15 protein-coding genes and 1 tRNA gene are annotated in these 13,952 nt (G+C 62.4%); 13 read left to right on the forward strand and 3 right to left on the reverse strand.

The features are described from left to right. Window positions 1-48: 48 nt before the first annotated feature. The 3 genes from CUJ91_RS05840 to CUJ91_RS34720 form a co-directional block, all read right to left on the reverse strand. The gene (locus CUJ91_RS05840) at window positions 49-684 is read right to left on the reverse strand and encodes a carbonic anhydrase (RefSeq protein ID WP_006048214.1); all 636 of its coding nucleotides are present in this window, start codon (window positions 682-684) and stop codon (window positions 49-51) included. Window positions 685-922: 238 nt separating this feature from the next. Next, window positions 923-1,480: a hypothetical protein gene (locus tag CUJ91_RS05845; protein ID WP_114156022.1), complete on the reverse strand. Its 558-nt coding sequence runs from the start codon at window positions 1,478-1,480 to the stop codon at window positions 923-925. A gap of 130 nt (window positions 1,481-1,610) precedes the next feature. Further along, window positions 1,611-1,823 carry a hypothetical protein gene (locus CUJ91_RS34720; RefSeq protein WP_232292251.1) on the reverse strand — a complete coding sequence of 71 codons (213 nt, stop codon included), beginning with the start codon at window positions 1,821-1,823 and terminating at the stop codon, window positions 1,611-1,613. On the opposite strand from CUJ91_RS34720, the gene CUJ91_RS05850 reads away from it, so the two are divergent. From CUJ91_RS05850 to nuoF, 13 genes are all read left to right on the forward strand, one after another. Continuing rightward, the gene (locus CUJ91_RS05850; RefSeq protein WP_374710151.1) at window positions 1,723-2,976 is read left to right on the forward strand and encodes a branched-chain amino acid ABC transporter substrate-binding protein; all 1,254 of its coding nucleotides are present in this window, start codon (window positions 1,723-1,725) and stop codon (window positions 2,974-2,976) included. The genes CUJ91_RS34720 and CUJ91_RS05850 overlap by 101 nt on opposite strands. 231 nt (window positions 2,977-3,207) lie before the next feature. Beyond that, window positions 3,208-3,480 carry a 30S ribosomal protein S15 gene (gene rpsO / locus CUJ91_RS05855; protein ID WP_006048211.1) on the forward strand — a complete coding sequence of 91 codons (273 nt, stop codon included), beginning with the start codon at window positions 3,208-3,210 and terminating at the stop codon, window positions 3,478-3,480. A gap of 390 nt (window positions 3,481-3,870) precedes the next feature. Then, window positions 3,871-6,018, forward strand: a complete 2,148-nt coding sequence (pnp, locus tag CUJ91_RS05865) for a polyribonucleotide nucleotidyltransferase (RefSeq protein WP_208716159.1) — start codon at window positions 3,871-3,873, stop codon at window positions 6,016-6,018. A gap of 256 nt (window positions 6,019-6,274) precedes the next feature. After that, complete coding sequence (locus CUJ91_RS05870; protein ID WP_053857815.1) at window positions 6,275-7,291, forward strand: NAD(P)H-quinone oxidoreductase; 1,017 nt, start codon at window positions 6,275-6,277, stop codon at window positions 7,289-7,291. Between the two features lie 162 nt (window positions 7,292-7,453). Beyond that, on the forward strand, window positions 7,454-8,233 hold the full coding sequence (gene tpiA, locus CUJ91_RS05875; protein WP_114156024.1) for a triose-phosphate isomerase: 780 nt from the start codon (window positions 7,454-7,456) through the stop codon (window positions 8,231-8,233). Window positions 8,234-8,312: 79 nt separating this feature from the next. Next, complete coding sequence (gene secG, locus CUJ91_RS05880) at window positions 8,313-8,699, forward strand: preprotein translocase subunit SecG (protein ID WP_006052905.1); 387 nt, start codon at window positions 8,313-8,315, stop codon at window positions 8,697-8,699. A 114-nt stretch (window positions 8,700-8,813) separates the two neighbouring features. Next, window positions 8,814-8,898, forward strand: a tRNA-Leu gene (locus CUJ91_RS05885). A 159-nt stretch (window positions 8,899-9,057) separates the two neighbouring features. After that, complete coding sequence (locus CUJ91_RS05890) at window positions 9,058-9,417, forward strand: NADH-quinone oxidoreductase subunit A (protein ID WP_029969798.1); 360 nt, start codon at window positions 9,058-9,060, stop codon at window positions 9,415-9,417. Window positions 9,418-9,480: 63 nt separating this feature from the next. After that, window positions 9,481-9,960, forward strand: coding sequence for a NuoB/complex I 20 kDa subunit family protein (locus CUJ91_RS05895; RefSeq protein WP_006052903.1), 480 nt, complete (start codon window positions 9,481-9,483; stop codon window positions 9,958-9,960). Window positions 9,961-9,981: 21 nt separating this feature from the next. Then, window positions 9,982-10,584, forward strand: a complete 603-nt coding sequence (locus tag CUJ91_RS05900; RefSeq protein ID WP_006052902.1) for an NADH-quinone oxidoreductase subunit C — start codon at window positions 9,982-9,984, stop codon at window positions 10,582-10,584. Between the two features lie 9 nt (window positions 10,585-10,593). After that, complete coding sequence (locus CUJ91_RS05905; protein ID WP_006052901.1) at window positions 10,594-11,847, forward strand: NADH-quinone oxidoreductase subunit D; 1,254 nt, start codon at window positions 10,594-10,596, stop codon at window positions 11,845-11,847. Window positions 11,848-11,978: 131 nt separating this feature from the next. Continuing rightward, a complete protein-coding gene (gene nuoE / locus CUJ91_RS05910) occupies window positions 11,979-12,464 on the forward strand; it encodes an NADH-quinone oxidoreductase subunit NuoE (RefSeq protein ID WP_006052900.1) in 486 nt (161 codons plus the stop codon). Continuing rightward, window positions 12,461-13,789 carry an NADH-quinone oxidoreductase subunit NuoF gene (nuoF, locus tag CUJ91_RS05915; protein ID WP_006052899.1) on the forward strand — a complete coding sequence of 443 codons (1,329 nt, stop codon included), beginning with the start codon at window positions 12,461-12,463 and terminating at the stop codon, window positions 13,787-13,789. Before nuoE ends, nuoF begins: the two co-directional genes overlap by 4 nt. The last annotated feature ends 163 nt before the right edge of the window (window positions 13,790-13,952 follow it).

Below are 13,952 nucleotides of genomic sequence, written 5' to 3' on the forward strand. Positions count from 1 at the left end.
GCGGCACGGACGCGTGCCACGCTTGCGCTGCGCGCTGCGCGCTGCGCGCTACGCCGCGCTGTGGGCGGCTGTCTCGCAGGTCATCGCGTCGTCGGCCTCGTAGCCCGACGTGAGCACCTTGAGGCGTCCGTCTTCGAGCGCGAAGATCCAGCCGTGTACAAGCGGCGCCTGCTCCGCGTCGCGCACGATCGGATTCGCGCGAAGCTGGCGCACCTGTTCGAGCACGTTCAGTTCGGCCAGGCGGTCGACGCGCTCACGTTCGCTTGCGCGCGCGTCCAGTTCGTCGTGATGGGTCCTCGCGAGCGAGCAGAGCGGCGCGATGCGGCGATTCACATGCGGCAGGCTCGGGTCCGGCGGCAAGAGCGACGCACGCACGCCGCCGCAGCCGTAATGTCCGCAGACGATCACGTGAGCGACCTTCAGCACGCGCACCGCGTATTCGAGAACGCTCGCGGAGTTGTCGTCGTCGGGATTGAAGAGGTTGGCGATATTGCGATGGACGAACAGGTCGCCCGGCTCGCAATGCGTGATGGTTTCGGCGGGCACGCGGCTGTCCGAGCAGCCGATCCACAGCACATGCGGATTCTGACCGCGCGCCAGTTCACGGAAGAACTCGGGGTTGCGCTCGGCGGTGTCGTGTGCCCACGCGACGTTGGCGACGAGAAGACGTTTAGGACGATTCATCGATAGCGGCTCCAAAAAGGGGCGCATCGTCCGGTGCAGGAATCACGGCCGTGCCGTGTGGTCGCGCTCGTCGTTGGGCAGATCGACCAGCACCGGTTCAATGCTTACAAAAGCCTTTCTATCAAAAAATAAATCGTCTGTGTGTGAAATAAAATTCGTCGTGATGCGAAATAAATAAAAAAAAGCCGCTTGGGTGAGCGGCTTTTGGAGATTCGTGCGTAGTGAATGACAGCGCGGGCTAGAACAGGTTCCGGCGATCTGGATCGTGCAGCGGATCGGGCGTTTTCTGCGTGAGACGCAGCACACCCTGGTCGTCGAAATAGAAGCTGAACATCATGTACCAGTAGTTGTCCTCGAGATAGCGATAGGTCCAGACCTCGCGCTTCATCAACGGGAAGTAGGACGTTTCGACCGGGCGGCCGAAATTCACCAGCACCTCGCCCCTCGTCCATTTGCCGACTTCGGCGCGGTAGAACTCGTTCGGCTGCAAAACCTGGCGCACATTGACGATCTTGCCGGACGCGTCGATGTCGGCCGCGGTGGTGGTTTCGCCCATCGGCTGCGTGGGCCACATCAGCCGCTTGCCGCCGTTCGGCAGGTCGTAGCTTTCGCGCGGCGGGCCGAGGCGCGCGACGATCGTCGATTCATCCGCGCCGGCCTGATATTGCTGCCAGGGCTGCGCGCAGCCGGCGAGCGCGAGCACGCTCAGGCACACGAGCGCCGTGCGGCGCACGCGCCCGCGCGCGTCAGCGGGCGCCCCGGTCGAGGCCGCCTTGCGGTGATGGCGGTTGAACATGACTTCCTCCAATGGCTTGAGTGGCGGTTTTTCTTGTCGATACAGAACATTTTGACACGCGGCGCCGGGAACATGTGCCCGCCCGCGCGCTGGTTGGCCGGCTTGCACGATAACGGCTCGCACGGCTTGCTTATTCCATCGCGCGCGCCCTATGATCCGCGCTTTGACGAATCAGACGGACGCGGACGATGGCGAACTGGCACAGCAAGACGGCGGCGGTATCGGTGGCAATGTCGGTGGCAATGGCGGCGATCTCGGCGATGTCGGCAACCTGCGCCGTCGCGGCCGAAACGGCGCCCAGGCCCGCCGGCGCGCCGATCCAGCTCGCGTTGATCGAGGGCATGTCCGGTCCGTTCGCGAACGCCGGCGCGGCCGTGGAGCGCAATCTGCGCTTTGGCGTCGAGCAGGTCAACGCGCGCGGCGGCGTGAAGCTCGCCGACGGCGCGCATCCGTTGGAACTCGTCGTGCTCGACAGCAAGGGCGGCACCGAAGAGGCACTCACGCAACTGCGCGCGGCGGCGGATCGTCACATCGGCTACATCCTGCAGGGCAACAGCTCGGCGGTGGCGGCGGCGCTCATCGGCGCGATCGACAAGCAGAACAGCCGCGAGCCGGGCAACCGCGAACTGTTCCTCAATTATTCCGCCGACGACCCCGCGCTGACCAACGCCAACTGCAGTTTCTGGCACTTCCGCTTCGACGCGCACGCGGGCATGCGCATGGACGCGCTCGCCGACGTGATCCAGCGCGACATGGCCGTGAAGAAGGTGTATCTGCTGAACCAGGACTACAGCTTCGGCCATGACGTCAGCAGCCTCGCGCGTTCCGCGCTGCGAGCGAAGCGCCCGGACATCGCCGTGGTCGGCGACGAATTCCATCCGATTGGCCGCGTCAAGGACTTCGCGCCGTACGTCGCGAAAATGCGCGCGAGCGGCGCGGACGCGGTGATCACCGGCAACTGGGGCAACGACCTGACGCTGCTCGTGAAGGCGGCGCGCGAACAAGGTTTCGATGCGAAGTTCTACACGTTCTACGGCAACAGTCTCGGCGCGCCGGCGGCGCTCGGCGAGGCGGGCGTGGGACGCGTGATCGCCGTGGCCGACTGGCATCCGAACGCGGGCGGCGCGGCCTCTGATGCGTGGTACGAAGCGTTCCGCGCGCGTTTCCCGGCCGCACAGGACGACTACCCGGTATTGCGCATGCCGCTGATGATCGAAACGCTCGCCGCCGCGATGAACCGCGCGCAGAGCGCCGATCCCACGGCGGTTGCGCGGGCGCTCGAAGGCATCCGCTTCGACAACGGCTTTCACGCGTCGTGGATGAGGGCGGACGATCATCAACTGATCCAGCCCCTTTACGTGATGGAGATGGATAAAGCCGGCACGCGCGGCGTGCATTTCGATAACGAAGGCTCGGGTTTCGGGTTTCGCACGGTGCTCGCGTTGCCGGCGGAACGCACGGTGCCGCCGACCGTCTGCAAGATGAAAAGGCCGTGAGTGGCCAGATCGGCCGCTGCGCTGCGTCGTCGCCAGGCCGTCTGGAACCGCCACTGAGCCCGGCGCCGCGGGATTCGCGGCGGGATCGCACTGTGCTACAATACGCGTCCCGTTGCGGTGCTGGATGTCGGCAAGCTCTCCAAAAGAGCGCTTTGCGGCGCTGGTTGCACGGGTAACCCACGGCACGGCCTTTCTTCCGTGACCGCCTGTCTAGTTCTCAAGGAAATCGACATGTCCGCAGTTGATACAAGCAAGAAGTCCGAAGTCGTCGCGCAATTCGCACGCGCAGCTAACGACACCGGCTCCCCCGAAGTTCAGGTCGCGCTGCTCACGACCCGCATCAACGAACTGACCGTTCACTTCAAGGCACACGCGAAAGATCACCACAGCCGCCGCGGTCTGCTGCGCATGGTGAGCCGCCGTCGCAAGCTGCTCGACTACCTGAAGGGTAAGGACGCGGATCGTTACCGCGCACTGATCGAGAAGCTGGGTCTGCGTAAGTAATCGGCCAGTCGTTCAGCAAGATGCCTGTGTCAGTTCCGCTGATGCAGGCATTTTGTTTTTGCACGGTGCGCTTCGTGTGACGCGCACTGCCTGAATTCCTCGGCGGCGTGCTGGTTCGCGCGGCGGGGCAGGAAGCGGTAAATGCAGCAATAAGCAGCATAAATGCAGTAGAAAAGCAGCAGTAGAGCAAGCAGAAGAAGCAGAAATAGAAACATGGCCGGGCTTCAGGGCGGAGCTTTGTGTCATTCCAGCGGTTCGCGCGCGTTCGCCATGCAGGCGGCGCGGCGCGTGGCTCTCTGGAATGGCATAACACACCTCTTCCCATGCGGCGCCGGTTCTGGCGTTGCCGCGCCGCTTCTGGTCCGCGCGGCATTACGATGAGGAAAAGCAATGACTATGTTCAGCAAGATCGTCAAAGAATTTAAGTGGGGACAACATAACGTTCGCCTGGAAACCGGCGAAATCGCTCGCCAGGCGAGCGGCGCGGTGATCGTCGACGTCGAAGACACCGTTATCCTGGCGACCGTGGTCGGCGCCAGGACCGCCAAGCCGGGCCAGGACTTCTTCCCGCTGACCGTCGACTATCTCGAGAAGACTTACGCCGCCGGCAAGATTCCGGGCGGTTTCTTCCGCCGCGAAGGCCGTCCGTCGGAAGGCGAAACGCTGATCTCGCGCCTGATCGACCGTCCGCTGCGTCCGCTGTTCCCGGAAGGCTTCTACAACGAAGTGCAGGTCGTGATTCACGTCCTGTCGCTGAATCCGGACGTTCCCGCTGACATTCCCGCGCTGATCGGCGCGTCGGCGGCACTCGCCGTGTCCGGTCTGCCGTTTAACGGCCCGGTCGGCGCAGCGCGCGTGGCTTACATCAACAACGAATACGTGCTGAACCCGACGCGTCCGCAAATGAAGGAATCGGCGCTCGACCTGATCGTCGCCGGTACGGAACGCGCGGTGCTGATGGTGGAATCCGAAGCGCAGCAACTGAGCGAAGAGGTGATGCTCGGCGGTGTGGTGTTCGGCCACGAGCAAATGCAGATCGCGATCGACGCGATCCACGATCTGGTCCGTGAAGGCGGCAAGCCGGAATGGGATTGGCAGCCGGCCGCGAAGAACGAGCCGCTGATCGCACGCGTGACGGAACTGGCGCAAGCCGAACTGCTCGCGGCTTACCAGATTCGCGACAAGCAGGCACGTTCGAGCAAGCTGAAGGAAGTCTACGCAGCGGTTTCGGCGAAGCTGGAAGAAGAAGCCGCGGCAAGCGGCACCGTGGCGGCCGACAAGGCAACGGTCGGCAATGTGCTGTTCGACATCGAAGCGAAGATCGTCCGTACGCAGATCCTGAACGGCGAACCGCGTATCGACGGCCGCGACACGCGCACCGTGCGCCCGATCGAAATCCGTACCGGCGTGCTGCCGCGTACCCACGGTTCGGCGCTGTTCACGCGCGGCGAAACGCAGGCGCTGGTGGTGGCCACGCTCGGCACGAAGGGCGACGAGCAGAACATCGATGCACTCGAAGGCGAGTACCGCGAGCGCTTCATGCTCCACTACAACATGCCGCCGTTCGCGACCGGCGAAACGGGCCGCGTCGGTTCGCCGAAGCGCCGTGAAATCGGTCACGGCCGTCTCGCCAAGCGCGCGCTGGCCGCCTGCCTGCCGAGCGCCGACGAATTCGGCTACTCGATTCGCGTCGTGTCGGAAATCACGGAATCGAACGGTTCGTCGTCAATGGCTTCAGTGTGCGGCGGCTGCCTCGCGCTGATGGACGCCGGCGTGCCGATGAAGGCGCACGTCGCCGGCATCGCGATGGGCCTGATTCTCGAAGGCAACAAGTTTGCCGTGCTGACCGACATTCTCGGCGACGAAGATCACCTCGGCGACATGGACTTCAAGGTGGCGGGCACGGAACAAGGCGTGACCGCGCTGCAGATGGACATCAAGATCCAGGGCATCACGAAGGAAATCATGCAGGTCGCTCTCGCGCAAGCGAAGGAAGGCCGCATGCATATTCTCGGCAAGATGACGTCGGCCGTGTCGGGTGCTAACACGCAACTGTCCGAGTTCGCGCCGCGCATGATCACCATCAAGATCAATCCGGAAAAGATCCGCGACGTGATCGGCAAGGGCGGTTCGGTGATCCGCGCGCTGACGGAAGAAACCGGCACGACGATCGATATTTCCGACGACGGCGTCGTGACCATCGCCAGCACCAGCAGCGAAGGCATGGCCGAAGCGAAGAAGCGTATCGAGAACATCACGCTCGAAGTCGAAGTGGGCCAGGTGTACGAAGGCACGGTGCTGAAGCTGCTGGATTTCGGCGCGATTGTGAACATTCTGCCGGGCAAGGACGGTCTGTTGCATATCTCCGAGATCGCGAACGAGCGCATCAAGGACATCAACGACTACCTGAAGGACGGCCAGCAAGTGAAGGTCAAGGTCATCCAGACGGACGAGAAGGGTCGTGTGCGTTTGTCGGCGAAGGCGTTGCTGAACGACGGCGCGTCGAGCGCGCCGCAAGGCGAACCGACGCCGCAGTAAAGCGGTAGCGGGACAACGGCCGGCAGCGCGAATGCGCGCCGGCCGTTTTTCATGGTGGACAGGGTGGATTGCGTTGCAAATGGATGCTGAAGCGTGCAAGGGGTACGCTGCTTGCATCGCGCGGCCTCGCGAAAAAAATCGCGCTTTTCGCGCGTGTCGCACGTGATTGCCGCGATCCGGCGACAATGCGAATGAGGTCCCGGCAAGCGCGGACGAACGCAGTAGGCAACGCAATCCAATCTTGGAGTTGACGCAGATGAAAGCGATCGAAATCACGGAATTCGGAGCGCCGGAAGTTCTCAAGCTCGCGGAGCGGCCCACGCCGCAGCCGAAAGCGGGCGAGGTGCTGATCAAGGTGGCGGCTTCCGGCATCAACCGTCCCGACGTGTTTCAGCGCAAGGGCGCGTATGCGCCGCCTCCGGGCGCGTCGGACTTGCCCGGGCTGGAAGTGGCGGGGGAAATCGTCGGCGGCGACATCGACGGGAAGAATAATCCGTTCGGTCTGAAAATCGGCGATCGCGTGTGCGCGCTGCTGGCGGGCGGCGGCTATGCCGAGTATGCCGTCGCGCCCCTATTGCAATGCTTGCCGGTGCCGGGCGGTTTGTCGGATGTCGAGGCGGCGTCGCTGCCGGAAACCTTCTTCACGGTCTGGAGCAACGTATTCGATCGCGCGCAGCTCGGCAAGGGCGAGGGCGGGCCGAACGAAACCTTGCTGGTGCAGGGCGGCTCGAGCGGCATCGGCGTGACCGCGATCCAGATCGCGCATGCGCTGGGCTTTCGTGTGTTCGCGACCGCCGGCTCGGACGACAAGTGCCGCGCGTGCGAAGCGCTGGGCGCCGAGCGGGCGATCAACTACAAGACGGAAGATTTCGTCGAAGTCATCAAGTCGTTGACCAACGACCGCGGCGTCGACGTGGTCCTCGACATGGTGGCGGGCAGCTATGTGTCGCGCGAGTTGACCGCGCTGGCGGACGGCGGACGCATCGTGCTGATTGCGCTTTTGGGCGGCGCCAAGGCGGAACTGAATCTGAACGAGGTGCTGCGCCGCCGTTTGACCGTGACCGGTTCGACGCTTCGTCCGCGGCCAATCGAATTCAAGGCGAAAATCGCCGCACAGCTCAAGGAGCAGGTGTGGCCCCATCTCGAGGGCGGGCGGATCAAGCCTGTCGTGCATCGCGTGTTTCCGGCCGCGCAGGCCGCCGACGCCCACGCGCTGATGGAGAGCAGCACGCACGTCGGCAAGATCGTGCTGACCTGGGGCGACGACGCCTGATGCGCGGCCGTCGGCGGGAGTCGGTGCGCGCCGGTTTGTTTGACCCGATCTCCCCCACGAAGTAAAATTGCGCGTTTTGCGCGCGCCGCATGAATCCGATAGGCGGACTGTAAGCGCGAACGACTAGCGCAATACGGCCCGCCGCCAAGACAAGACGAGACGATGTCGACACAACGAGCCAAACTGGTAGTCGGTAACTGGAAGATGCATGGGCGCCTCGCCGAAAACGCGGCGCTGCTGCAGGCCGTAGCGAAAGGCGCGGGTGAACTGCCGGCTGATGTGCGCGTAGGTGTGTGCGTGCCGACGCCGTATCTCGCGCAAGCGCAGTCGTTGCTCGATGGCAGCCGGGTGATGTGGGGCGTGCAGGACGTTTCCGCGTTCACGCAAGGCGCGTACACCGGCGAAGTCTCGGCGCAAATGGTGACGGATTTTGCCGCGACGTTTGCCATCGTCGGGCACTCGGAGCGCCGCGCGTATCACCGCGAAAGCGCTGACCTTGTCGCAGTGAAGACGCAGCGTGCGCTCGAAGCCGGTTTGACGCCGATCGTCTGCGTCGGCGAAACGCTCGACGAGCGCGAGGCCGGGGCGACAGAGCAGGTGGTCGGCGCGCAGCTGGACGAAGTGCTGGCCAAATTGTCGGTGCAGGAAGCGGCGCGTATCGTTGTCGCATACGAGCCGGTCTGGGCGATCGGCACCGGCAAGAGCGCGACGGCCGGCCAGGCGCAAGCGGTGCACGCGTTCCTGCGCGGGCGTCTCGCCGCGAAGGGCGCCGAAATTGCGGGCGTGCCGTTGCTGTACGGCGGCAGCGTGAAGCCGGACAACGCGGAAGAATTATTCCGTCAGCAGGACATCGACGGCGGCCTGATCGGCGGCGCGTCGCTGAAGGACCAGGATTTTCTGGCGATCTGCAAGGCGGCGGCTGCTACGACAGCCGCTGGTTGAGCAGGGCGCCTCTCGGAATGACCCATTCCGGGCCCGCAGTCCGCGGGTCTCGGCTAAATAAAAGACTCAGGTGAGTGCAATGCTGTATTTGAAAACTTTGATTATCGTCGTTCAGCTGTTGTCGGCACTCGGGGTCATCGGCCTCGTTTTGCTGCAGCACGGCAAAGGCGCCGATATGGGCGCGGCTTTTGGTAGCGGGGCATCGGGCAGCCTGTTCGGCGCGACCGGCTCGGCAAACTTCCTGTCGCGTACAACCGCAGTGCTCGCCGCGGTGTTTTTCGTCACCACGCTCACGCTCACGTACCTCGGCGCTTATCGGGCCAAGCCTTCAGCCGGCGTGCTGGGCGCCGCGGTTACCGCGCCCGTGGCGGCTTCGGCGGCACCGGCTGGGTCCGCTCCGGCAGGCGGTTCGGCTGCGCTCGCGGCGTCGGCTGCATCGGTTCCGGCCACCGACGTACCGAAATAAAATTTTTCGTAGAAAGTGCTTTTGTGCGTTGAACAAACTGTTTGAACCGGTTAGAATCTAAGTCTTGAAGCGATTCGCGGGTTTTATAAGTTGTTTTCCCGGATTGCATACAGTGCCGACGTGGTGAAATTGGTAGACACGCTATCTTGAGGGGGTAGTGGCGAAAGCTGTGCGAGTTCGAGTCTCGCCGTCGGCACCAAATGTTATCTAATGCCAGCCGCTTGCTTCGCTTCGGCTGGCATTTTCACTTCTGGCGCGCGGTTTGCGTTGGTCTGCGGCGTGTACGTCTCAGAAGTGATTTCGCGTCAGGGGTGCTATGCTCCTGACGGCATTCAGAACCAACCGATTGAGGATAGTCTTGAACCTCGCAGCCTATTTCCCCGTCTTGATGTTCCTCGTTGTGGGCACCGGTTTAGGCGTAGCACTGGTCAGTATCGGCAAGATCCTCGGTCCCAACAAGCCCGATACCGAGAAAAACGCACCGTACGAGTGCGGCTTCGAAGCATTCGAAGATGCGCGCATGAAGTTCGACGTGCGCTATTACCTCGTCGCCATTCTCTTCATCATTTTCGATCTTGAAACCGCGTTCCTGTTCCCGTGGGGCGTCGCCCTGCGCGACATCGGCTGGCCTGGCTTCATGGCGATGATGATTTTCCTGCTCGAATTCCTGCTGGGCTTCGCCTATATCTGGAAGAAGGGCGGCCTCGACTGGGAATGATGGTTTAATCGCCGGTTTGCGTGGGTGGCCAAGGCTTGCCGCCCCGTCTGGAGTGGAAAGCAAATGAGTATCGAAGGGGTCTTGAAGGAAGGGTTTGTCACCACGACGGCTGACAAACTGATCAACTGGACGCGCACCGGTTCGCTGTGGCCGATGACGTTCGGTCTGGCGTGCTGCGCGGTCGAGATGATGCATGCGGGCGCGGCCCGTTATGACCTCGACCGTTTCGGCGTGGTGTTTCGTCCGAGTCCGCGTCAGTCGGACGTGATGATCGTCGCCGGCACGCTGTGCAACAAAATGGCGCCGGCTCTGCGCAAGGTGTACGACCAGATGGCCGAGCCGCGCTGGGTGATTTCGATGGGTTCGTGCGCGAACGGCGGCGGCTATTACCACTACTCGTATTCGGTAGTGCGCGGTTGTGATCGCATCGTGCCGGTCGACGTCTACGTGCCGGGTTGCCCGCCGACAGCGGAAGCGCTGGTCTACGGCGTGATCCAGTTGCAGGCCAAGATTCGCCGCACCAACACAATCGCCCGTCAATAAGGCAACGCCTCTCCCCACAATATGGCAAGCAAACTCGAGACCCTGAAAGCGAACCTCGAGGCGGCCTTTGGCGGCCTCCTGTTGAGCACTACCGAGGCAATCGGTGAGTTGACGATCGTCGTGAAAGCGAGCGACTACCTCAACGTGGCAACGCGTCTGCGCGACGACCGCTCGCTCGGTTTCGAGCAGATGATGGACCTGTGCGGCGTCGACTATCAAACCTATGCCGACGGCGCTTACGACGGTCCGCGTTTCGCGGCCGTTCTGCATTTGTTGTCGGTGCAGAATAACTGGCGTCTGCGGCTTCGCGTGTTCGCGCCGAATGACGACATGCCCATTCTGCCGTCCGTCGTCGATATCTGGAATTCGGCGAACTGGTACGAGCGCGAGGCGTTCGACCTTTACGGCATCGTCTTCGAAGGCCATCCGGATCTGCGCCGCATTCTGACCGACTACGGTTTCATTGGTCACCCGTTCCGTAAAGATTTCCCCGTCTCCGGCTACGTCGAAATGCGTTACGACCCGGAAGAGAAGCGCGTCGTCTATCAGCCTGTGACGATCGAGCCGCGGGAAATCACGCCGCGCGTGATCCGCGAAGATCGCTATGGCGGTCTGAAACACTAAGAGAACGCCATGGCAGAGATTAAGAACTACACGCTCAACTTCGGCCCTCAGCACCCGGCAGCGCACGGCGTGCTGCGCCTCGTGCTGGAACTCGACGGCGAAGTCATCCAGCGCGCCGATCCGCACATTGGCCTGCTGCATCGCGCGACTGAAAAGCTCGCCGAAACGAAAACGTTCATTCAGTCGGTGCCGTACATGGACCGTCTCGACTACGTGTCGATGATGGTCAACGAGCACGGCTACGTGATGGCGATCGAAAAGCTGCTCGGCATCGACGTGCCGGTGCGCGCCCAATACATCCGCGTGATGTTCGACGAAGTCACGCGCGTGCTGAACCACCTGATGTGGATCGGCGCGCACGCGCTCGACGTCGGCGCAATGGCCGTGTTCCTGTACGCGTTCCGCGAGCGCGAAGATCTGATGGACGTGTACGAAGCGGTGTCCGGCGCGCGCATGCATGCGGCGTATTACCGCCCCGGCGGCGTTTATCGCGATCTGCCTGACGCAATGCCGCAATACAAGGCGTCGAAGATTCGCAATGCGAAGGCATTGTCGAGAATGAACGAGAACCGTCAGGGCTCGTTGCTCGACTTTATCGACGACTTTTTCACGCGTTTCCCGAAGTGCGTCGACGAATACGAAACGCTGCTCACCGACAACCGGATCTGGAAGCAGCGTCTGGTCGGCATCGGCGTGGTCAGCCCGGAGCGTGCGCTGCAAATGGGCATGTCCGGCGCAATGCTGCGCGGCTCGGGCATCGAGTGGGATCTGCGCAAGAAGCAGCCGTACGAAGTGTACGAAAAGCTGGACTTCGACATTCCGGTGGGCGTGAATGGCGACTGCTACGACCGCTATCTGGTTCGTGTCGAAGAAATGCGTCAATCCACGCGCATCGTGAAACAGTGCATTGAGTGGCTGCGCAAGAATCCGGGCCCGGTGATGATCGACAATCACAAGGTTGCGCCGCCGTCGCGCGTGGGCATGAAGTCGAACATGGAAGAACTGATTCACCACTTCAAGCTGTTCACCGAAGGCTTCCACGTGCCGGAAGGCGAGTCGTACGCCGCCGTCGAACATCCGAAGGGCGAATTCGGCATCTACCTGATTTCCGACGGCGCGAACAAGCCGTATCGCCTCAAGATTCGTGCGCCGGGCTATGCGCATCTGTCCGCGCTCGACGAAATGGCGCGCGGCCACATGATCGCCGACGCCGTGACGATCATCGGCACGCAGGACATCGTGTTCGGCGAAGTAGATCGCTAGGACGTATTCATCGGCGCGCGTCTTCATGCAGGTCCGAAGCGCGCGTCAAGCAAAGGAACGCCGGGTCTGTCGCAGCACGAAGTGAGCGACGGGTTTTCGTTCGGTAGGAATTGAAAGAGTCGTGTCTGAAAATGATCTCAGCTGAAGGCCTGAAAGAAATCGATCGTGCGATCGCGAAGTATCCCGCCGATCAGAAACAGTCCGCCGTGATGTCGGCGTTGGCCACTGCTCAGGAAGAGCATGGCTGGCTGTCGCCCGAACTCATGCAGTTCGTCGCGGACTATCTCGGCATGCCGGCAGTCGCCGTGCAGGAGGTCGCCACCTTCTACACGATGTATGAGACGTCGCCGGTCGGCAAGCACAAGATCACGCTCTGCACGAACCTGCCGTGTCAACTCGGCCCGGACGGCGGCTCGGACAGCGCCGCTGAATATCTGAAGCAGAAGCTCGGCATCGACTTCGGCGAAACCACGGCCGACGGCAAATTCACCTTGAAAGAAGGCGAATGCATGGGTTCGTGCGGCGACGCGCCGGTGATGCTGGTGAACAACCATCGCATGTGCAGCTTCATGAGCCGCGAGAAGATCGACCAGCTGCTCGAGGAACTTTCGAAATGACGTCTTTACACGATCGTCACATCAAACCGCTGATTCTCGCCGGCCTGAACGGCGACAACTGGCATCTCGAAGACTATGTGGCGCGCGGCGGTTACGCCCAGCTGCGCCGCATTCTGGAAGAAAAAATTCCGCCCGAGCAGGTGATCGCCGACGTCAAGGCGTCGGGTCTGCGCGGCCGTGGCGGCGCGGGCTTCCCGACCGGCCTGAAGTGGAGCTTCATGCCGCGTCAGTTCCCGGGCCAGAAGTACCTCGTCTGTAATTCGGACGAAGGCGAGCCGGGCACGTTCAAAGACCGCGACATCCTGCGCTTCAATCCGCATTCGCTGATCGAAGGCATGGCCATTGGCGCGTACGCAATGGGCATCACGGTCGGCTACAACTACATCCACGGCGAAATCTGGGAAGTCTATAAACGCTTTGAAGAAGCGTTGGACGAAGCTCGCCGCGCCGGGTTCCTCGGCGAGAACATCATGGGTTCGGGCTTCTCGTTCGAGCTGCATGCGCATCACGGTTACGGCGCCTACATCTGCGGCGAAGAAACCGCGTTGCTCGAGTCGCTGGAAGGCAAGAAAGGCCAGCCGCGCTTCAAGCCGCCGTTCCCGGCGAGCTTCGGCGTGTACGGCAAGCCGACCACGATCAACAACACCGAGACGTTTGCCGCGGTGCCGTTCCTGCTCGCCATCGGCCCGCAAAATTACCTGGAAATCGGCAAGCCGAACAACGGCGGCACGAAGATCTTCTCGATCTCGGGCGACGTCGAGCGTCCGGGCAATTACGAAGTTCCACTCGGCACGCCGTTCGCCACGCTGATGGACCTCGCCGGCGGCATGCGCGGCGGCCGCAAGATCAAGGCCGTGATTCCTGGCGGTTCGTCGGCACCGGTCATTCCGGGCGACATCATGATGCAGACCGACCTCGACTATGACTCGATCGCCAAGGCGGGCTCGATGCTCGGCTCGGGCGCGGTCATCGTCATGGACGAAACGCGTTGCATGGTGCGTTCGCTGCTGCGTCTGTCGTACTTCTATTACGAAGAGTCGTGCGGTCAATGCACGCCTTGCCGCGAAGGCACGGGCTGGCTGTATCGCGTCGTGCATCGTATCGAGCACGGTCTTGGCCGTCCGGAAGATCTGGATCTGCTGAACTCGGTCGCGGAAAACATCATGGGCCGCACGATCTGCGCGCTCGGCGATGCGGCGGCCATGCCGGTTCGCGGCATGCTCAAGCACTACTGGGACGAATTCGAATATCACGTCGCCCACAAGCATTGCCTCGTCGGCGGTCATGCGGGCGCTGCGGCGGCAGCGGAAACAGTGGCTGCCTGAGCGAGGTTGCTGAGCGACCTCGCAAGTCGCCCGAGGCGCGCACGGACAGGCGCTCGGGCAAGCTCCCGGACAAGCGGCACGCCGGACAGGTATGCACCAGAACACGTCAACCACGGGATTCATTGCCGAGCGGGCGATGAACGGGGCGAACGATTGAGCGGTA

Source organism: Paraburkholderia graminis (genome assembly GCF_003330785.1).
In the GTDB taxonomy this organism is placed as follows: Bacteria; Pseudomonadota; Gammaproteobacteria; order Burkholderiales; family Burkholderiaceae; genus Paraburkholderia; species Paraburkholderia graminis.